This window comes from Laspinema olomoucense D3b (assembly GCF_025370785.1).
In the GTDB taxonomy this organism is placed as follows: Bacteria; Cyanobacteriota; Cyanobacteriia; order Cyanobacteriales; family Laspinemataceae; genus Laspinema; species Laspinema olomoucense.
Window position 1 is genome coordinate 77,327 of the sequence record NZ_JAMXFA010000022.1, and the last position, 18,865, is coordinate 96,191.

Sequence of the window (18,865 nt, forward strand, 5' to 3'; positions counted from 1 at the left end):
TGGTCCATTGTCAAGAGTAACCAATTTCCCGTATTTTTGGGATGGAACTCAAAGGGAGTAGAATCATGGCAATTTATTTAGATTCAGCGATCGCCGCCGAGGCAGAACTGGCCCAAAAGATGGGCTGGGTCAAGGGAATCACCACCAATCCGACGTTATTGGCAACGAGTGAGTTATCTGCGGAAGATACGTTAAAAAAATTGGTTACCCTCACATCGGGGCCATTATTTTACCAACTTACGGCGTCGGATTTTCAGGGAATGGTCAGGGAAGGTCAAAAAGCGCGGGAACTTATTGGCGATCGCACTATTTTAAAGGTTCCCGCCACCCCGGTTGGATTTGAAGTGGTCGCGCATCTATCTCCAGACATACCTTGTTCCGTTACGGCGATTTATAGTGCTGCCCAAGCTGCCGTCGCAAAGGAAGCGGGGGCAAAAATGGCGATCGCCTACGTCAACCGCGCCACCCGATTATTAGGGGATGGCATTGCTTTAGTGCGATCGATGGCAGATATTCTAAAAGGCAGTGACGTAGAAATTCTCGCCGCCAGCATTAAATCCCCAGAAGAAGCCGCCGCCGCCTTACAAGCCGGGGCCCATCACTTAACCTTACCCCTCGCCATGTTGAGAGCAATTTCCTCCCATGAACTCTCGCAACAAACTGTAGAAGAATTCAATCACAAAGGGAGAGGTTTAAGTTTGTCCTAATAGGCGACAAAATTGGTTTATAATAATAGGAGTGCACAGGCTTGGCTAACGCACTCCTATTTTCCATATCAGGGATATCCGCAATTAAACCGAATCATGACCCGAACTGCTCATGACCAATTTGCTAAACAATATTTAGAGGAATTATTAGCATATCTGGGACAAGTCCAAACCAGTCGTGATGTTCCCAGCGAAGTGCGACAAATCGACGTCTATTTCGTCCCCGCCGCCACCCCCTCCACTGCGCCAGAAACCCTGGGAGTTCTAGGACAAATGGCAGCGACAACGGGCTTATTTGAAGTGTTTAGAAACGCTCCCACCCCTGTGGAGATTAGAACCTGCAAACTCAAACTCTACTCCCTACAAGGGGACTTGCTGCGACAAGCGCGACGGGAAAAGAACTCCCTGGGGGAATCGGACTTACCGCGACTCTGGGTGTTGTCCCCCTCTTGTTCCGAAAGACTGGTGAACGGATTTGGCGCACAACTCGATGAGTCCGGGAACTGGCTACCCGGGATTTATTTTATGCCAGAATTTGAGAAGACAGCATTAGTGGCGATCGACCAACTCCCCGCCAACCTCAATACCCTATGGTTGCGAGTCTTAGGAAGAGGGGCCACCCAACAACAAGCCGTGAATGAGTTACTCTCTCTACCCCAGGGACATCCATTCCGGCGCAACCTGTTAGAAATTCTGTCAAACTGGCGCATCAACGTACAACTCAGGCAAAATCAAGAGGAAGAAAATCCGGAGTTAATTATGAACTTATCACCAGCTTATTACCAGTGGCGAGAAGCCACCTTACAGGAGGGTCTCCAACGAGGAGTCCAACAAGAACGGAAGCAAAGGGTTCAAGAGCTTCTCAAGTTTCGATTTGGTTCGATTGATGAAGAACTCGCTTCCATTATCGAGGCATTATTACAGGTATCGGGTGAAGAATTAATTCCGTTGTTATTAACCCTTTCTCGGGAAGAGTTACTGCAACGCTTTGGCCGGTCCTAGTTTCTTGATATGGAGTGGCATAATGATGCCACTCCATATCGCCTTTGAAAAAGAAATTTCCCCCAATGAATCTCGCCGCTGTTTTAAGCAGGATGATTAATCCATAACTGTCCGTCTCATCGCTTTAATCTGTCCGCGCTTCGTTTTACTGTCGAGGCGTTTGCGCTGAGAACTGCGAGTCGGTTTGCTTTTAAAGCGCTTTTTAGGCACAGCAACGGCACTTTTAATCAATTCTTGCAAGCGCAGCAAGGCTTCATTGCGGTTTTCTAACTGACTGCGAGATTCTTGAGCTTTGATAATAATTACACCCTCTTGGGTAATCCGATGATCGCTGAGAGTCAATAGGCGATTTTTGTAGCGTTCCGGTAGGGAAGATGCTTTGATATCAAAACGCAAATGAATCGCCGTTGCTACCTTATTTACATTTTGACCCCCGGCTCCTTGAGAACGAACTGCACTAATTTGAATTTCGTTTTCTAGGATACTGACGCTGTTAGAAATTTGTAGCATAATTTAGTAATAAAATGAGAATTTCACGGGGTTGGTTCAGCAACTTGTTAGAGAATTAGCATTTGACCGCGATTCTATTATAAACCATCCGGGAATGGGTGAGTGGGGGAAGATGCCTTATAAAAATAGCTCAGGGATAAGGGCTAATTTCCACCGAAACCCACTGCTTGTAGTAAAATGAGTCATTAATTGCGAAATTCATAACCCAAATAATCATCAATTTATCATGACTAAACCACTTGAGGGCAAAGTTACTGTTGTAACCGGGGCAACCCGGGGCCTGGGTAAAGGCATCGCCATTGGACTGGGGGAAGCGGGGGCGACGGTGTATATCACCGGGCGCAGTCTGGACCCGACGAGTGGAGAGGGGGAACTGTCGGGGAGTTTGAAAGAGACCGAAGCGGCAGTGGAAGCGGCAGGAGGGCTATGTATCCCTGTGCAGGTGGACCATAGTGATGATGACCAAGTGCGATCGCTGTTTGAGCGGATTCAATCGGATTTCGGCCAGCTTGACCTCTTGGTGAACAATGTATATGCCGGGGTGCAAACTTTAATGAATAGTCAGGGTCGGCCATTCTGGGAGAGTGAACCGAGTTTTTGGGATGCTTGTAACAATGTGGGTTTGCGGAGTCACTATGTGACGAGTGTTTTGGGGGCGCGAATGATGGCCCCGCGTCAGCAGGGGCTGATTTGTACGATTTCCTCTTGGGGAGGGCTATCTTATATTTTTGGAGTGCCTTATGGGGTGGGGAAATCCGGTTGCGATCGCCTCGCGGCAGATATGGCGGTGGAACTCAAACCCTATAATGTCGCCTCCCTCTCGATTTGGCCGGGAATTGTAGGGACGGAACTAATGTCCAGTATGGCGGATCAAATGGCGGCAAGTGAGATAAACGATCGCCAATTTTCTGGATTCCGAGAACGGTACAACTGGGAAACACCCCTCCTCACCGGACGGGCGATCGCCGCTTTAGCTGCCGACCCCACCGTGATGCAGCATACCGGACGGGTCCAGATTGTGGCAGAAGTGGCGCAACGGTATGGACTGGTCGATGAAGATGGCACATCCCCCGTATCGTTGCGGTCCCTGCGCTTCGTCCTCCCCTTTGCCGTCCCCCAATTGAGACCTTATGCCGGACTGGTTCCCAATCTTAACCTGCCTTGGTCTCTCATGCTGCTGAGTCGATTGGGTGCACCCCGTCTGGGTTGAAACCGGATTTTCACTCAAAAGGTGATAATGGTTTTTTCCTGCGATCGCTCATGTTGCTGGTGAGCAATCCTTAATTCCTGATCCAATTGGTCTAAATTGTTCTGAATCCTCTGAATTATAGTCTCGATTTGGGGTTTATTCACGGGCAGTTTCTGACCTAATTCTACATCCGTTTGATAATGAATTTTTAAATAAGTCATCAATTCATGGGTTTGTTGTTGATAGCGATTAAAATCAGCAATGGCTTGAGATAATTCCCCTTGAGCATTTTGATAAGCTGACTGTTGTTCCGCTAATTCCGCTAACAAAGGGACTAAAGCGGTTCCTAGGCGTTGTTGTTCAGCCTCGGTTAAGGTAATCAGTTGCACTGCTTGTTGTTGGGTCTGGTTTTCTAAGCGAGAACGGCGCAGTTGTAGTCCTTCTAATTCTCGGGAAATTTGATGATTGAGTCCTTGAAGTGCAGCAATTTCAGTTTCAATTTCAGCTTTTTGGCGTTTGATAATTTCTAGCTGATTACGGTCCTGTTCTAAGGCATTTTGCCGGTTAGAAATGTCCCGGCGTAAGTCTTCTAAATCCGTGATTGCTAATTCCTGTTCAATGGCCGTGAGTTCCGCCTGAGTTTGTTTTAACTCTCGTAATGTTTCCCCAGCTTTACGGAGTTCTAATTCGCGATGGAACAGGGTCTCGGATGCCGCTAACAGTTCGGCTTTTTCCGTGGTAATTTGCTCAATTTGAGCGGTGCGATCGCGGATTTTATCGGCTAATGCCGGAGGGGTGGTGAGTAGGGGGAACCAAGGGTTTAAAATGGCCAGTTGAGTTTGCAGGGTTTGCAATAAGGCGATCGCCAAGGATTCTAAGGTATCCGGATCCTCCGTCGCCAGCGATCGCAGCAACTCGGGGGGAAAAATTGCCTCCCAGAGTCCCATTCCCTGTTGCACGAATTCAAATGGAAGGGCGACGGTTTCAAATTGATGGAGAGACGATAAAAAATTCGTCTCTCCATCTTCAGAATCTAAACCTAAATTCTGAATTTGCTCTAATAAATTGGCGATTTTATTGAACTGCTGTTGTAGATTTGGCGAGGTTGTCATGTCCTGGATTTGGATAATTTTCTTTTTCCAGAATACAGAACAACCGAAACAATGGATTGAACAGAGGGTTTAAAAGACGTTTCTAGCGGCGATTCACTTCAGCTTTGGGATGGTCTGGGGTGGTAAGACTGGCTGCTGTTGTGCGATCGAGGTTTTCCTGTTCCCACTGGAGTACATCTTGCAAGGCTTTCCAAGAGGGAGTAAATGCTGGACTAGCCAGAGAACAAGATTTCCAGGTTGCTTGAACCGGGACATTGAGTTGCTGGCAAGCCCCACCCCGTCTTCCTTCCGGTTCATAGTACCGACAATTGCGACAGCAAGAAGTTAAAGAATTTAAGGGGTTCATAGCAATGTTTGGTTTAAAGGTCTGCTCAATATTTAACCGGTCTTTCTATTCAGTTACTGCGTGAATTTATACCGTTTTGACCCAAATTTTATTAATAAATGTAACAAACTTCTTGGAGTAAGTACATCATTACAATGCTTAACCCCCATTAAATTGTAATCCAAGATACGAATTAAGAAATTCTGTCTGAGTGGAATCTCCCCCAGGGTTTTCCGTGATTTCCATTTGGGGACCGGCAATCCCGGGTTACTGAACCTGGATTCCCAACCTAGGCGATCGCCCCGCCACAGGGATTATGGTACTCTATAAACTACCCCTAATATCAGGGGCCTCTATTGCATCTCTCCTCGGTTGCCTCGCCGTAGGACATCCCCCAACCTCTTAACCTTGCGATTTGTGTATGAAAATCCTTCATGGCACTTGGATCCCCAACAATACCAGCGAATTCATTCGTCAGGGCCGATTTTACCTCTGGGTGGAAACGATTCCCAAACCTAGCCGGAAACAGCCCAGTTTACGCCATCCCGCCCATTTAGAAAAAGCGGAATTGGCGGAATTTTTGCGGGCAAACTTGGGAATTCCTGAACTCGTCCAAAATGGGCTTAAAAATCGCATTTCATCTCAGTATTTTATTCTTCCCACCACCGAAGATAAACCCCTGCCTTCTGTGGAACTGTTTCGCTACCTAGAAGATGAACCCCCGGACACCTGCGAGTTTCATCCTTGGGAAATTGATTGCTATCACCTCGAAGATATTGTCAAATCTGACCCCGTAAAATCGGTAACGAAAACATTAAATGATTTACACTTTATCGCCATCAATAATCTGGCGGAGGTTCAGCTTGGCGCTGATTTAATGTTTTGGTATCAATATAGCCAAGTTCTCAAACAAATTATTCTCAAAGACCAATACATTCCAGCCTTAAAGTATTCTAGCCTAACCTCTACCACCGGAAAAGGCAAAAAAGCTAAAACCGTTCAAACTGACGAGTATTATTCCTATTGGGAAATTTTATCGGACCAGTATGAAACAGATATTCAGCAGTATAGTGAGGCGATGCCTTTAGCCTGTGTTTCCGGTTTTGCTGCCATCCCCAACCCGTTAGAATTTTACGAACCGTCCAGTCTGCTGCGCCATTTTTCTGAATGTTTATTGAATAATTTGGTCGGCCAGACTCCCATTCCCCAAACCGTTTCCAAACAGTTGGAGGATTCTTTTATCTACACCAGTAAAAGTAGTATAAAGAGGTCCGATGTTTCCCGAGAAGTTTACCAGCAGTGGGCCACTTGGAAAGAACGGTTATCCGGTGCACAATTAACCGCCCCATTTTATCTCTGTTTTCAACTTAAAGAAGGAACCGCCAAACAGCCCGACCATTGGCGAATTGAATTTCTAGCAGCCTCTAAAAAAGACCTTTCTTTGAAACTTCCCTTAGAGGAGTATTGGAGGTTGAATAAAACCGAGAAAAAAACTTTTTACAAAAACTTTGGGGCGGATTTTGAAAAAAATCTGCTGTTAAATTTGGGCTATGCCGCCCGGATGTATCCGTTACTCTCAAAAGGGCTAGAAACGGACCGTCCCACGGGGTTAGCGTTAACCTTATCAGAAGCCTTTGAGTTCCTCAAAGAAAGTGCCTGGATTTTAGAAGATTCCGGCTATAAAGTGATCGTTCCTGCTTGGTGGACACCGGAAGGACGCAGACGGGCGACCCTCCGTCTGAAAGCCTCCTCGAAAAAGAAATCAGCGGGACAAGGAAACAAAGGTTTGTTTAGTTTACAGCACATTATTCAATATAAATATGAGCTTTCCATTGCCGGACAGCCGGTTAGTGAACAGGAATGGCAGCAACTGGTTGAAGCAAAAACTCCCTTAGTCCAATTTCGCGGGGAATGGATTGAGTTAGACCCGAAGAAAATGGAACAAATGCTGGAATTTTGGCAGTCGCATAAAGATGAACAGCCAGAAATGTCCTTGCAAGAGTTTATGCAGAAAATCAGCGATGCCTCGGGTGAAATTGAGGTGGAACAGGATGAAGTTTTAGCGGAGATGATGGCTAAACTTCGCGATAGTAGCCGTCTGGAACCGATTGAAAATCCGGCGCAGTTGCAAGGGATGTTGCGAGAGTATCAAAAACGCGGGGTTGCCTGGGTGCAATATTTGGAACAGTTGGGACTCAATGGCTGTCTCGCGGACGATATGGGGTTGGGAAAATCGTTACAAGTGATTGCTTGTTTGGTATTAGAACGAGAGGGAGGAGAGAACCCTTTACCAACGTTATTAATTGCGCCAACTTCGGTGATTGGTAACTGGCAACGGGAGATTGAACGGTTTGCACCACATATTACTTCAATGGTGCATCACGGTAGCGATCGCCTCAACGATGAGAAGGAATTCAAAGCCGAAAGTTTAAAGTATGATGTGGTGATTACTTCGTTTACTTTGGCCCGCAAAGATGAAAAACTGTTTAAGGGAGTAAAGTGGCATCGGGTTGTGGTGGATGAAGCGCAAAATATCAAGAATCCGCAAGCGGCACAAACCAAGGCGATCGCCAAACTTCCCTCCACCCATCGCCTCGCTTTAACGGGAACCCCCATTGAAAACCGGCTGTTAGATTTATGGTCTATTTTTAACTTCCTGAATCCGGGATATTTGGGGAAAGAAACCCAGTTTCGCAAAGGGTTTGAAATGCCCATTCAAAAAGACAATGACCCGATTAAATCAACCACGTTGAAACGATTGGTAGAACCCTTTATCCTGCGTCGGGTTAAAACGGACCGTTCGATTATTAAGGATTTGCCCGATAAAGTCGAACATAAACAATATTGCAACCTCACCAAAGAACAGGCTTCCTTATATGAGGCGGTGGTCAAAGATGTGGCAGAACAGTTAGAACAAGCTGAAGGCATTCAGCGCAAAGGCTTGATTTTATCTACTCTGATGAAACTCAAGCAAGTTTGTAACCATCCGGCGCAATTTCTACAAGATAACAGCGAGTTTCTCCCCTCGCGATCGCATAAATTAGAACGGCTAGTGGAGATGGTAGAAGAAGTCATCGCCGAAGGAGAAAGCCTGCTGATTTTCAGCCAATTCACCGAAATTTGTGGGGCCTTAGAAAAATATCTCAAACAGACTTTTCATTACAAAACCCACTACCTACATGGGGGAACTCCGCGTGAAAAACGGGAAAAAATGATTGCAGAGTTTCAAGACCCCGACACCGAACCCTCAGTCTTTATTCTGTCTTTAAAAGCTGGAGGGGTGGGGATTACCCTGACGAAAGCCAATCACGTTTTCCACTTTGATCGCTGGTGGAACCCGGCAGTGGAAGATCAAGCCACCGATCGCGCCTTCCGAATTGGACAAGAAAAAAATGTGTTTGTCCATAAATTTATTGCGATCGGGACCCTGGAAGAACGGATTGATCGCACCCTGGAAGATAAAAAGCGCCTCTCCTCGGCGATCGTCGGCAATGATGAATCCTGGCTAACCGAACTGGATAACGACAGTTTCAAAAAACTGATTGCCTTAAATAAACAAGCAATTTTGGAGTAAACCGCATGGCAACATTTAGCAAAACCTGGTGGGGAAAACGTTTTATTGATGCCTTAGAAGACTTTACCGATTCCAGCCGACTGGGACGGGGCCGGTCCTACGCCAATAATGGAAAAATCAAAGAATATCGGATTATCAACAACCAAATTACCGCTAAAGTGCGGGGTTCGGTGAATCCCTATTTTGGCGTTTACAAAGAACCTCTCTATACTGTCAAAATTGAAATCAATCCGATTTCACCAGCGCAATGGTCCAAGGCGATTAAAGTCATTGCCTCAAATGCCAGTTTTGTCTCGAAACTGTTAATGAATGAAGTGCCGGATAATATTGATTCCGCCTTTGCTGATTTGAAACTGCATTTACTTCCCGACAGTCGCAAAGACTTCAAAACAAGCTGTTCTTGTCCCGACTATGCCAACCCTTGTAAACATATTGCTGGAGTTTATTATTTAGTTGCCCAGCAATTAGATTCCGACCCCTTCTTACTCTTTGAACTGCGGGGACTGTCTCGGGAAGATTTGCAACATGAACTCGCAAAAACCCCATTAGGAGAAGCGCTTTCTGCCTCCTTGCATGAAACAGCGATCGCCCCGGAACCCTCGGAATCTTATTACACCGAACCGGAACGAGTCCCCGTCAATGCCACCGCCGATTTAAAAGAATTTTGGATGGGTTCCAAGCGACTGCCACCCCCACCCCCGCCGTCTCAACCGGCGATCGTTCCTGCAATTTTGATTAAAAAAGCCGGTGATTTTCCTCACTTTTGGCATAAAGATATTTCCTTCCTGGAGGTGATGTCCGACTTTTACACTCGCGTCAAAACGAAAAATAAGGAAGTCTTGTAAGTCCAGTCCCTTCCCCTTTGGATTGGGGAGGGGACTAGATTACAGATTTTTTCCCAGCCTAAATTAGGATAATCTAAAATGTAGGCTAATTAAAAAAAACCACTTTCTCACAACAAGCCACGATACCGAATAAATAGCAAAATTACCGCCCATGAACCCAATGCTACTTTGATAGCAACGAGAATGTTTAAAATGGGCAATATTCCCCCACTCAGCAAGGTACCAAACTCACCGTAAGGTAACTCAATTCCCCCCAGGGTCAGTATGGATAATCCGATGAAAATGAGGACAGAAATCTTCTCCCAAGTCGCCGTATGCCAACGCTTATAAATAGACTGCATCACTTCCATTGATGAAGTAATAGCAATTAACCCGATCGCCGTCCCTCCTGCTACCCCGGCAGCAAACCCTCCCCCAGGACTTAAATGGCCGCGAATTGCCAGTTCGACGCCGACTAATGCGGCGATCGTTGCCCCTAAGCGGGCTAAAACAATGGAGGGCGGATCGTTGAATTGACGCACCTGCGGTGATGGCTTTTCATTGGCAAGTAAATAATTGACTCCAAAAATTGCAATAGAAAATACCACCACTTCAAAGATAGTATCGTACAAGCGATTCCTCAAAATAATCCCGGATACGGCATTAGGAACACCACTTTCCTGAATCACCGCTTGGACAATTTCTAGGGTACTTTCATCCGCCACAATAAAATTAGAGGTTAATAAAATTTTTAGGGAAAGTGCTATCCCGGCCAGAACATAAATCCATTTCATTAATGCTGCTCCGATGAACTCACAGGGCTGATTAAAGGGTTGAAATAAGTCACATCTGTTTCTGAGGGGAGTTCATCTTTCATGATTTCATAAAGACGCTTAATCCGGGTGGTTGTCTGATATTCTGTGACTTTTTCTAAGGTATTCGAGAAGGTGCGATCGCTAGGTTGTACCGGCTTTGGTTTAACATAAATGGCATGAATGTCTTTATCCGCGAATGCTTGATTCAGGGCTGAGTCATCGGGATAAGGGACTAATTCAAGGCGCATATACCGTTTAGCAAAAACCGCTCGTAAATCCTCAATGGGTTTTCCTGCGGGGCGATCGCCTTCGAGCCAGTCCCCTTGGTTAAACCCCATCCGCATCACCATAGAGGAACGCACCGCCACCGCATAGAGGGTAATCGCCAGTAATGTCCCCATTAACGCTTCGGTTAACGCCACATCTGGGGCCCCCAAGAGGCCATAAATCAAGGCCGCCACTGCCCCTAATATCCCCCGATTAATTAGGGCATGAAAGGGATTCGATTGCATCACTAACATACCAGCGGTTAAGGGCAAAAGCGCCATGAGCGGATAGATATAATACTCAGTCATGAGTTTCTTCTCCAATGGAACAATAGGCTAATACATATCCCAAAATTGTATTCCAAATTGCTAAACAAATCAGGGCCAGCAGAATCAAAGGCCATTCCGAGGGAATTTGGAACAGCAATCCAACGGTAATAGACATGGAACCTAGGGTATCCGACACCGAAAGAGTATGGAGCTTAAATAACACTGATCGCTGCCCGAGTAACGGATAAGTACCCCAAAACCAGAAGAAAATTCCTAACCCGATACAACCATAACTCAGGAAGTCCATCATAATTAATTCAATCGTTTGATGATATGAGCTAGTAACATTAAACCGGCATTCCCCACGCTGAGGATAATCACTCCTGCGACCCCGATATTCCAATCATCGCGAAACACAGAAATGACCAAAATTATGATAGAAGTTTTCGATGCAATACTGGCAAAAGCTAACATTTTTTGCCAAATATCATCATCTTTCCAGGCTTCATAAATTGGAATTAGCAGTGCCAAAATCATGGCAAACAGTATGCCATTCATTGTTAAATTCATTGGGGGCTTCTCCGGCGTAAACGATGGACTTCATACCACCCTTCTTCGTGATATCTGGAAACAATCGTCTTGGGGGTAAAGGTAATCAAAAAAATGTCTAAAAAAATCAATCCTGCGGAACGACGAGGGGGGGCTTGTTCCAGGGTAATTTCTTCAAACCGATGAGGGAACAAGATGATTTCAAAGGCTTCCTTATAGGCGGTGGGAACTGCCACGAGCATCTCCCACAATGCCCGCATCCAATCTTGAAGCTGCCCTCTAGTTTTATCGTTGTGAGGCAACAGGAGGGAAATTGTGACTCCAATTATGATATTGGCTAAACTCAGATCCGAAGTCAGCAGAAACCAGATGGCCAATCGTAAGATTAAATTGAGGTATCCTATCATATTAATGCCAACTCCAGGCAAACCAGAACAGCAGAACTGAAATCAGACTCATCACCCCAACTAAATGCTCAAATTCCTCGAACATTCGCGGTAAATTCACAACCCACCGTTGAATGAGGGCTAGATAAATCACTGCACCACCTGCCACAATCCCAATCGCTTTGAGAATATTGGCTACGGTATAAACGTCATAATGAACCGCATTGGCGACAATTAATCCCCCCAGCAAGAGAGCGATCGCCAACCAAAACCCAACCCGCATGGGTTGTTTAGGTTCAGCCTGGAAATCATGAGGGAGAAAAATTAACTTGGAAAAGCAGATTACCGTTCCTACTGCCGCCAGATTCATGGGGATACTTTGCCAAGAGAGCAAATTTTGTAGGGTTAACATCTTAGCTTCAAACCCCGCAAATAAGGGAAATCCGGAGATAGATAAACCCGCTAAACACAGGGGAATCCAGAGGGCGGTATTCATCGGCTTAGTTTGCAGTACCTGAAACTCTCGACTCGGCAAATTTCCCGCAATTAGAAATAGACTCGATTTCACTAATCCGTGGGTTAAAGCATAAAAACCTGCGACTTCCGGGGCAGAAATAATCCACCCTAACTGGGAAACGGTGCTAAACGCTAACAGGCGTTTGGTATCTTTTTCAAAGACGGCATAACTCACCCCAAAAATCGCTGCTCCCACTCCAAAAATCTGCACAATTGGGCTCACTTCTTCTAAAATTAGAGCGCAACGCACTAAGGGATATGCACCGGCTTTGACGACAATTCCCGACAACAGGGCCGAAACCGGCGTTTCTGATTCTGAATGAGTTAATGGTAACCACAATCCCGAGACAAAAATCCCCGCCTTGGTTAACAAAGCCATGAAAATTAAAGCTAAAGCTTCCGGGGGTGCACCGCGCAATCCTTCAAAACTAAAGGAATGATGCGCTTTATAAACTAGAACTGCCCCCACCAAATAAAACAACATGGCGATATTGCTAACAAATAGATAGCGCAATGCCACCCAAATTGAGCGATCAGTTCTCGGATAGCTCACCAGCAATGCAGCCGCAATTCCGCTCACCTCTAGCGCCACATATAAGCTCATAAAATCGGTGCAAATAAAGGCGGCATTGAGGCTACCATGCAGAATAATCATCTGGGCATAAAAGAATGCACTTTTCTCCGTTTGCCAGCAGTACAAAATCACCGCAGCGCTTACCAAAGCATTGGTTAAAATAAAGTAAGCGCTAACGGGATCAATGAATAAAGTCACCCCCGCCGAATCTAGTAATTGCAAAGCCAGCGGCGATTCGAGTAAAAAGATTTTTGCGGCAAATGCGGCGGAAGCCACCAGCGTCAGGGTGGCAAGGTAGCGATCAAGTTGAGGAATGATAAAAATGGTAAATCCTGCCAAAAAGGGCAGGGCCATCCAGCCGATTGTCAGGGTATTCATGGGGTGTTATTTTTTTCGATTTCTGTGAGTTCTAAAGTGGGATTATCCCGGGCTAATTTCATCACCCCAACTAACATTAAAGCCTGAATTGAAAACCCAATCACAATCGCCGTTAAAATTACGGCTTGGGGAACTGGATCAGCGTAGGTTACTTTGTCAGCCCCATCGACGCCCGTAATAGGGGTAATGAAACCGCCTCGGGATGCCACGAATACATAATAGGCAATCACCCCTGTACTCATGATATCCATTGAGACAATTTTCATTACTAGGTTCTTTTTAAAGAGAATTCCGAAAAATCCACACAAAATGGTGGTAATGACAAAAGCTTCTAACACAGCAAGGGTAGGCGAGGTAAGGAGGACGGGTTACGTTCAGTGAACTATTTAATATAATGATTGTACCGTAATCGCCTACACTTTGAAATATCCTCCCGGGAAAACATCATAAGAATTTTTCGGGTGGGTTAGGGAGTTTGGCTTATAGATCCTGCTGTAAAAAGACTTATGGGATTGAATCTTTAAAAGCCCTCCTGAGAAAATCCGGTCGATTCCGGAATTTCCCCTATCTGAATCATTGAGTCTCTCTATCGGAACCCTTCAGGGCGAACAAAAAAGCCCCCGTGAATCCAACATTTCTTTTTGTGGCTTCCCCGGGAAATTAAACATTTATTCCTGTGGCTTCCCCCGAGGATCGGGGGAAGGGAGGGGCATTTAAGGGGGACCAGAGGGGGTTCAAGGGGGGAACGAGGAATCCAGCCAGAATTATCGCCTCAACCTCTTGAGTTGAAATTGCGTTCTGCCCAGGGAGAGATTAGGCGCTAAAGTATTTCGCAACTGGGTGATAGGTAACGATCGCCGTGGTGGATTGTTCCGGATAAAGCTGTTCACTTTCATCCATATACAAGTGAATGCGATCGCTGCCTAACAAATCCAATTGTTTATACTGGTCCTGCATATTCGGACAAGCGGGATAGCCAAAACTATACCGAGAACCGCGATAACGCTGCTGCAAAATCTCCCGAATATTATCCGGTTCTTCACTGGCAAATCCCAACTCCCGGCGAATTCGGGCGTGTAACCATTCGGCGATCGCCTCCGCTGTTTGCACCGCAATCCCATGAAAATACAAATAATCCGTATAGCGATCGCCATCAAACAACTGTTTGGCATACTCTGTCGCCACTTCCCCCACCGTCACCGCGTGCATCGGAAACACATCAATATGACCCGTTTCTTTCGGTGCAAAAAAGTCCGCAATACATAACCGCCGCATCGACTTTTGCCGTGGAAACTCAAAGGTAGCAACGGGTTCAGTTACCGCACCTTTTTCCCCTTCCTCCGGCTGATAAACCAGCAAACTATTCCCCTCAGCCTGACAGGGAAAATAACCATAAACCGCCTGGGGATGTAACAACTTCTCCGAGAATATCCGTTCCTTCCAAGTCGCTAAAATGGGATGTACCGTTTCCGCCAGAAACGCATCATACTCTTCCCGAGATTGACCTTGGGGCTTGCGGAATTGCCATTGTCCCACAAACAGCGCTTGTAAATCCATATACTCGAACACTTCCGCCAAAGGAATATCCTCCGGTTGCAGCACTTTCGTTCCCCAAAATGGCGGCGTAGGACGCTCAATTTCAATCGCCACCGCCTCAGAACGGCGCGTATCCACTTCCTGCGGTTCTGGAGATTTGGGAGTAGCCTTTTCTAGCTTTTTCCCATTCTCCGAGGTGGCTAATCCCCCATTTCCTTTCGCTTCAGCCTCATCCAAAAATCCCGTAAAATCATTCCAATTTTGCGCCGCCTTAGCAGGCATCAATTTATCCATAAAATGCAAGTCAGAAAAGGCATCTTTACCGTAAATCACTTGACCTTTGTAAGTATTCTGACAATCCTCATGGACAAACTTCGGAGTTAGCGCCGCACCCCCCAAAATCACAGGAACGCTGATTCCCCGTTCGTTAAACACCTCCAGATTTTCTTTCATAAATGCAGTAGACTTCACCAACAGTCCACTCATGGCAATGCAATCCGCCCGATGTTCCTCGTAGGCTTGGATAATATTCTCCACCGGCTGCTTAATCCCTAAATTAATCACCCGATAGCCATTATTCGTCAGAATAATATCCACCAAATTTTTACCAATATCGTGAACATCGCCTTTCACTGTGGCAATAATCACTGTGCCTTTGGCATTATTATCTTCAGACCCTTCTTTTTCCATAAAAGGTTCAAGATAAGCAACCGCTGCCTTCATTGTTTCCGCCGATTGCAACACAAAGGGTAATTGCATTTGTCCAGAACCGAACAATTCCCCAACCACCTTCATTCCATCCAGAAGATACTGATTGATAATCTCCAGAGGCGGATAAGTTTCTAACGCCACGGTGAGGGCTTCCGTCAACCCAATCCGTTCGCCATCAATAATATGATTTTTGAGCCGCTGTTCAATGGGCAAACTGGCATCAATCGAGCGGTCCCGTTTCGTGGTTTTTCCTTGGAAAAATTCCGTCACTTTCGCCAGGGGGTCATAGATACAAACATCCCCCTCAAACCGACGGCGATCGTAAATCAAATCCAGGCAGACTTCTTGCTGTTCCGGGTCAATTTTTGCCAAGGGTAAAATCTTACTGGCGCTAACAATGGCGCTATCCAACCCCGCCTGCATTGCTTCATGTAAAAACACCGAATTCAGCACTTGTCGCGCCGCCGGATTTAAGCCGAAGGAAATATTAGAAACCCCTAACAAAATGTGACAACCGGGCAGTTCTTCCCGAATGCGGCGAATTGATTCAATTGTAGCTTTGCCATTCGCGCGATCTTCTTCAATCCCCGTAGAAATTGGTAACGCCAGGGTATCAAAAAACAATTCATGGGCGGGGACACCATAGGCGATCGCTGCATCATAAGCCCGCTTGGCAATTTCAAACTTGCGATCGGCAGTCCGCGCCATCCCCTCCTCATCAATCGTCCCAACAACCACCCCCGCACCATACTGCTTCGCCAAATCCAGCACTTTGTAGAACCGGGGTTCCCCATCTTCATAGTTAGTCGAGTTCATCAAACACTTACCCCCGGCAACTTTCAACCCCGCCTCCATCTTCTCCCATTCCGTGGAATCCAGCATCAGAGGCAGGGTCACATTCGTCACCAATCGGGACACCAACTCGTGCATATCGCGCACCCCATCCCGTCCCACATAGTCCACGTTCACATCCAAAATGTGAGCGCCTTCTCGCACTTGCTCCCGTCCCAGGGCCACTAATCCATCCCAATCTTCCGCATTCAGCATCTCCCGGCACTTCTTAGAACCGCTGGCATTCAGCCGTTCCCCGACAATCAGGAACGAGTTATCCTGTTCATAAGGTTGAGCACTATAAATCGAAGCCGCCGCCGGTGTATATTGAAACAAATTGCGAGGCGGGGGACTGCCATTTTCACCCCAAACCCGCACCGATCGCTCCTTCGGCTTCAAAGTCTTAGACAATTCGGCTAACTGAGCAATGTGAGGGGCTTGCGTCCCACAACATCCCCCAATCACCTGCACTCCCAAATCTTCCACAAAGTGCATCAACGCCATCCGCAACTCCATCGGCGTCAACTTGTAATGCGCTTGTCCCCCAATATTTTCCGGTAACCCCGCATTAGGAATACAAGACACCACAAAGGGAGAATTTTCAGCCAAATACCGGATATGTTCCTTCATTTTATCCGGACCCGTCGCACAATTGAGACCCAAAATATCAATGGGATAGGGTTCTAAAATGGCCAAAGCTGCACTAATATCCGAACCCACCAACATTGTCCCCATGACTTCCATCGTGATGGAAACCATCAAGGGTAACCGCTGACCTCTTTTTTCAAAAACCGCTTCAATGCCATTCAATGCTGCTTTAATTTGCAACACATCCTGACAAGTTTCCACAATTAATAAATCAACGCCGCCATCAATCAAACCCTCAGCTTGTTCACTAAAAGCATTTTTCAGGGTATCAAACTCAATATGTCCCAAAGTTGGCAATTTCGTCCCCGGACCCATTGAACCGGCTACAAACCGAGGTTTTTCCGGCGTAGAATATTCGGCAGCCACACTTTTAGCCAATTCCGCCGCCATTTTATTCAGTTCATAAGCGCGATCGCCGAGATCATATTCCGCCAACACAATGGAAGTCCCGCCAAAGGTGTCGGTTTCGATGACATCGGCACCGGCTTCCAGGAACCCGCGATGGACAGTTTTCACCGCTTCTGGCTTCGTATAGACGAGATATTCGTTGCAGCCTTCCAATTCCTTGCCGCCAAAGTCATCAGCAGTCAGGTTTTGAAATTGCAGACTGGTACCCATTGCACCATCAAAGACTATCACTGGGCGATCGGGACTATGGAGACGTTGAAGAAAAGCAGGGGTCATAGCAACATCAAGATAAGATTTAGTATGTGATTACTTTATCTTATTCTGGGGTTTGAGGTTCAGCAGTCCAGACTACCAGTTTTTGGATCCACTCTCCCCCCTGGGTGCGATCGCGAGTGAAAGTATAATCAGCACAGGGTAGGCCCCTTTCGGCTGGGCACCTCTGGTTTATGGCGGATTGGGGGCGATCGGTTCTGGGATAAATCAACCGGCTATTACAGATTGTCAATGGGATGGGTGGGGAGAGGGCGATCGCACGGGTTGTAAAGTAGAATCGGAAAGTTATTCTGCTAGATTAGTGACACTATATGTTATAAAAAGACTATGATTGAGCCAGAGTTATTTGATGTCATTGAACTGTTAGTTGATTTGCCAAATTATCATCTGAAAGCCGGAAGTCAGGGCGCGATTGTGGAGTGTTTTGCCGAAGGAGAGTATGAGGTTGAATTTGCCAATGAAGAGGGAGAAACTCTAGCGTTATGTACCCTCTCCTCGGAAGAGTTTCTCGTGGTTTGGAAAGCCAGTACAAAGAGTTGGCTTTCCGTATCTGATCGGCTGGGGGCGGTGCTTTCCCGGTTGTCGGAGGAACGTCAACAGGAAGTTTTAGAGTTTGCTCGGTCTGTTTATTCTCCTGGGAAAAGTGGATAAATTTAGCAATTGCTCAAACCCTCCCCATCCTGTCAATTCCTCACAAAAAAGCAGCTTTCACAAAGGCTGCTTTTCTATTCTTCCCCTCAATCATCCTCATACTCAGCCCAGGAATTTGGGGTTTCTGAGACGGCTACCTTTAAGCGCACCCCTTCTGGTAACCGGCGTTTGGTTTCGTCGTAAATGTATTTGGCGATCATCTCTGCGGTGGTTTCGTATTCCGGTGGCATGACGTCATTGAGGACACAGTGATCTAATCCGCCTTTGGTGACGTCGCGTTTTGCCCAACGGAGGGTTTTGAAATCGGCAACCATGACCTCATGGGGGCAGTATTCAGAGGAGTGCAGCTTGTGGGTTGTGGCTTCTATGCGCACTCGATAGGTATGTCCATGCATCCGTCCACAGGGTCCATCGTAGTCTTTGATGAAGTGGGCGCTATCAAAGGTGAATTCTGTTGTGACTTTCCATTTTGGCATTGTTTTTCCCTCATGCGATCGCAACCCTCCTCGATTCGGACAATAATTAAGGATCCGATCCACTGCGGTTGAAATAATCTTTTAGTATAGTCGAAACTCTCTTAAAACATACCACGGCGGTTCTAAAACTCCTGGCAGAAGTGACTCCTGTAGAGTCGATCGCCTTCCGCATCCTGGCGTTTACCCTATCTTGCCAGTCCACATCCCCGGAGTAGTATGGGGCTTTCGGGAGTCTAATCTCCCAAAAGCCTTTTGAATCCAACGGTTTATCCACCGACCCTTAGCAGATCCATAGAGTATCTACGGGTTGGGGTAACAGGAAATGGTGACGAGA

General features: G+C 46.5%; 18 protein-coding genes. 6 read left to right on the plus strand and 12 right to left on the minus strand.

The features are described from left to right. Positions 1–65: 65 nt before the first annotated feature. On the plus strand, positions 66–707 hold the full coding sequence (locus NG792_RS16980) for a transaldolase family protein (protein WP_261199100.1): 642 nt from the start codon (positions 66–68) through the stop codon (positions 705–707). Between the two features lie 96 nt (positions 708–803). Next, positions 804–1,709, plus strand: a complete 906-nt coding sequence (locus NG792_RS16985) for a hypothetical protein (RefSeq protein ID WP_261199101.1) — start codon at positions 804–806, stop codon at positions 1,707–1,709. A 96-nt stretch (positions 1,710–1,805) separates the two neighbouring features. Here the strand turns inward: NG792_RS16985 and arfB are convergent, their stop codons facing one another. Beyond that, the gene (arfB, locus tag NG792_RS16990) at positions 1,806–2,219 is read right to left on the minus strand and encodes an alternative ribosome rescue aminoacyl-tRNA hydrolase ArfB (protein WP_261199102.1); all 414 of its coding nucleotides are present in this window, start codon (positions 2,217–2,219) and stop codon (positions 1,806–1,808) included. Positions 2,220–2,445: 226 nt separating this feature from the next. On the opposite strand from arfB, the gene NG792_RS16995 reads away from it, so the two are divergent. After that, positions 2,446–3,429: an SDR family NAD(P)-dependent oxidoreductase gene (locus tag NG792_RS16995; RefSeq protein ID WP_261199103.1), complete on the plus strand. Its 984-nt coding sequence runs from the start codon at positions 2,446–2,448 to the stop codon at positions 3,427–3,429. A gap of 14 nt (positions 3,430–3,443) precedes the next feature. Here NG792_RS16995 and NG792_RS17000 read toward each other — a convergent pair whose 3' ends face one another. Continuing rightward, positions 3,444–4,520: a coiled-coil domain-containing protein gene (locus NG792_RS17000; RefSeq protein ID WP_261199104.1), complete on the minus strand. Its 1,077-nt coding sequence runs from the start codon at positions 4,518–4,520 to the stop codon at positions 3,444–3,446. Positions 4,521–4,602: 82 nt separating this feature from the next. Further along, positions 4,603–4,866, minus strand: coding sequence for a hypothetical protein (locus NG792_RS17005; protein WP_261199105.1), 264 nt, complete (start codon positions 4,864–4,866; stop codon positions 4,603–4,605). Between the two features lie 400 nt (positions 4,867–5,266). On the opposite strand from NG792_RS17005, the gene NG792_RS17010 reads away from it, so the two are divergent. Beyond that, positions 5,267–8,419 carry a DEAD/DEAH box helicase gene (locus NG792_RS17010; protein ID WP_261236166.1) on the plus strand — a complete coding sequence of 1,051 codons (3,153 nt, stop codon included), beginning with the start codon at positions 5,267–5,269 and terminating at the stop codon, positions 8,417–8,419. Positions 8,420–8,424: 5 nt separating this feature from the next. Beyond that, complete coding sequence (locus tag NG792_RS17015; protein ID WP_261199107.1) at positions 8,425–9,264, plus strand: SWIM zinc finger family protein; 840 nt, start codon at positions 8,425–8,427, stop codon at positions 9,262–9,264. Positions 9,265–9,371: 107 nt separating this feature from the next. Here NG792_RS17015 and NG792_RS17020 read toward each other — a convergent pair whose 3' ends face one another. From NG792_RS17020 to metH, 8 genes are all read right to left on the minus strand, one after another. Further along, complete coding sequence (locus NG792_RS17020; RefSeq protein ID WP_261236167.1) at positions 9,372–10,037, minus strand: Na(+)/H(+) antiporter subunit B; 666 nt, start codon at positions 10,035–10,037, stop codon at positions 9,372–9,374. After that, positions 10,037–10,633: a DUF4040 domain-containing protein gene (locus NG792_RS17025; RefSeq protein WP_261236168.1), complete on the minus strand. Its 597-nt coding sequence runs from the start codon at positions 10,631–10,633 to the stop codon at positions 10,037–10,039. Before NG792_RS17025 ends, NG792_RS17020 begins: the two co-directional genes overlap by 1 nt. Further along, a complete protein-coding gene (locus NG792_RS17030) occupies positions 10,626–10,904 on the minus strand; it encodes a monovalent cation/H(+) antiporter subunit G (protein WP_261199110.1) in 279 nt (92 codons plus the stop codon). The genes NG792_RS17025 and NG792_RS17030 overlap by 8 nt, the downstream gene beginning before the upstream one ends. A gap of 2 nt (positions 10,905–10,906) precedes the next feature. Continuing rightward, a complete protein-coding gene (locus NG792_RS17035; protein WP_261199132.1) occupies positions 10,907–11,152 on the minus strand; it encodes a hypothetical protein in 246 nt (81 codons plus the stop codon). An 8-nt stretch (positions 11,153–11,160) separates the two neighbouring features. Beyond that, the gene (locus tag NG792_RS17040; RefSeq protein ID WP_261236169.1) at positions 11,161–11,550 is read right to left on the minus strand and encodes a cation:proton antiporter; all 390 of its coding nucleotides are present in this window, start codon (positions 11,548–11,550) and stop codon (positions 11,161–11,163) included. Position 11,551: 1 nt separating this feature from the next. Continuing rightward, complete coding sequence (locus NG792_RS17045; RefSeq protein WP_261236170.1) at positions 11,552–12,997, minus strand: cation:proton antiporter; 1,446 nt, start codon at positions 12,995–12,997, stop codon at positions 11,552–11,554. Continuing rightward, on the minus strand, positions 12,994–13,335 hold the full coding sequence (locus tag NG792_RS17050) for an NADH-quinone oxidoreductase subunit K (RefSeq protein ID WP_261236171.1): 342 nt from the start codon (positions 13,333–13,335) through the stop codon (positions 12,994–12,996). The genes NG792_RS17045 and NG792_RS17050 overlap by 4 nt, the downstream gene beginning before the upstream one ends. 475 nt (positions 13,336–13,810) lie before the next feature. Further along, positions 13,811–17,407 carry a methionine synthase gene (metH, locus tag NG792_RS17055; RefSeq protein ID WP_261199114.1) on the minus strand — a complete coding sequence of 1,199 codons (3,597 nt, stop codon included), beginning with the start codon at positions 17,405–17,407 and terminating at the stop codon, positions 13,811–13,813. A gap of 324 nt (positions 17,408–17,731) precedes the next feature. On the opposite strand from metH, the gene NG792_RS17060 reads away from it, so the two are divergent. Continuing rightward, positions 17,732–18,055 carry a DUF4926 domain-containing protein gene (locus tag NG792_RS17060; RefSeq protein WP_261236172.1) on the plus strand — a complete coding sequence of 108 codons (324 nt, stop codon included), beginning with the start codon at positions 17,732–17,734 and terminating at the stop codon, positions 18,053–18,055. Between the two features lie 86 nt (positions 18,056–18,141). Here NG792_RS17060 and NG792_RS17065 read toward each other — a convergent pair whose 3' ends face one another. Further along, entirely contained in the window at positions 18,142–18,531 is a 390-nt protein-coding gene (locus NG792_RS17065; RefSeq protein WP_261199118.1) for a 6-pyruvoyl trahydropterin synthase family protein, read from the minus strand. Between the last annotated feature and the right edge of the window lie 334 nt (positions 18,532–18,865).

Coding starts and splice junctions, on each gene's coding strand:
- NG792_RS17035 (WP_261199132.1), bottom strand. CDS start 11,152: ATGAATGGCATACTGTTTGCCATGATTTTGGCACTGCTAATTCCAATT.
- NG792_RS17000 (WP_261199104.1), bottom strand. CDS start 4,520: ATGACAACCTCGCCAAATCTACAACAGCAGTTCAATAAAATCGCCAAT.
- NG792_RS17040 (WP_261236169.1), bottom strand. CDS start 11,550: ATGATAGGATACCTCAATTTAATCTTACGATTGGCCATCTGGTTTCTG.
- NG792_RS17030 (WP_261199110.1), bottom strand. CDS start 10,904: ATGATGGACTTCCTGAGTTATGGTTGTATCGGGTTAGGAATTTTCTTC.
- NG792_RS17005 (WP_261199105.1), bottom strand. CDS start 4,866: ATGAACCCCTTAAATTCTTTAACTTCTTGCTGTCGCAATTGTCGGTAC.
- NG792_RS17020 (WP_261236167.1), bottom strand. CDS start 10,037: ATGAAATGGATTTATGTTCTGGCCGGGATAGCACTTTCCCTAAAAATT.
- NG792_RS16995 (WP_261199103.1), top strand. CDS start 2,446: ATGACTAAACCACTTGAGGGCAAAGTTACTGTTGTAACCGGGGCAACC.
- NG792_RS17010 (WP_261236166.1), top strand. CDS start 5,267: ATGAAAATCCTTCATGGCACTTGGATCCCCAACAATACCAGCGAATTC.
- NG792_RS17045 (WP_261236170.1), bottom strand. CDS start 12,997: ATGAATACCCTGACAATCGGCTGGATGGCCCTGCCCTTTTTGGCAGGA.
- NG792_RS16980 (WP_261199100.1), top strand. CDS start 66: ATGGCAATTTATTTAGATTCAGCGATCGCCGCCGAGGCAGAACTGGCC.
- arfB (WP_261199102.1), bottom strand. CDS start 2,219: ATGCTACAAATTTCTAACAGCGTCAGTATCCTAGAAAACGAAATTCAA.
- NG792_RS17025 (WP_261236168.1), bottom strand. CDS start 10,633: ATGACTGAGTATTATATCTATCCGCTCATGGCGCTTTTGCCCTTAACC.
- NG792_RS16985 (WP_261199101.1), top strand. CDS start 804: ATGACCCGAACTGCTCATGACCAATTTGCTAAACAATATTTAGAGGAA.
- metH (WP_261199114.1), bottom strand. CDS start 17,407: ATGACCCCTGCTTTTCTTCAACGTCTCCATAGTCCCGATCGCCCAGTG.
- NG792_RS17060 (WP_261236172.1), top strand. CDS start 17,732: ATGATTGAGCCAGAGTTATTTGATGTCATTGAACTGTTAGTTGATTTG.
- NG792_RS17065 (WP_261199118.1), bottom strand. CDS start 18,531: ATGCCAAAATGGAAAGTCACAACAGAATTCACCTTTGATAGCGCCCAC.
- NG792_RS17015 (WP_261199107.1), top strand. CDS start 8,425: ATGGCAACATTTAGCAAAACCTGGTGGGGAAAACGTTTTATTGATGCC.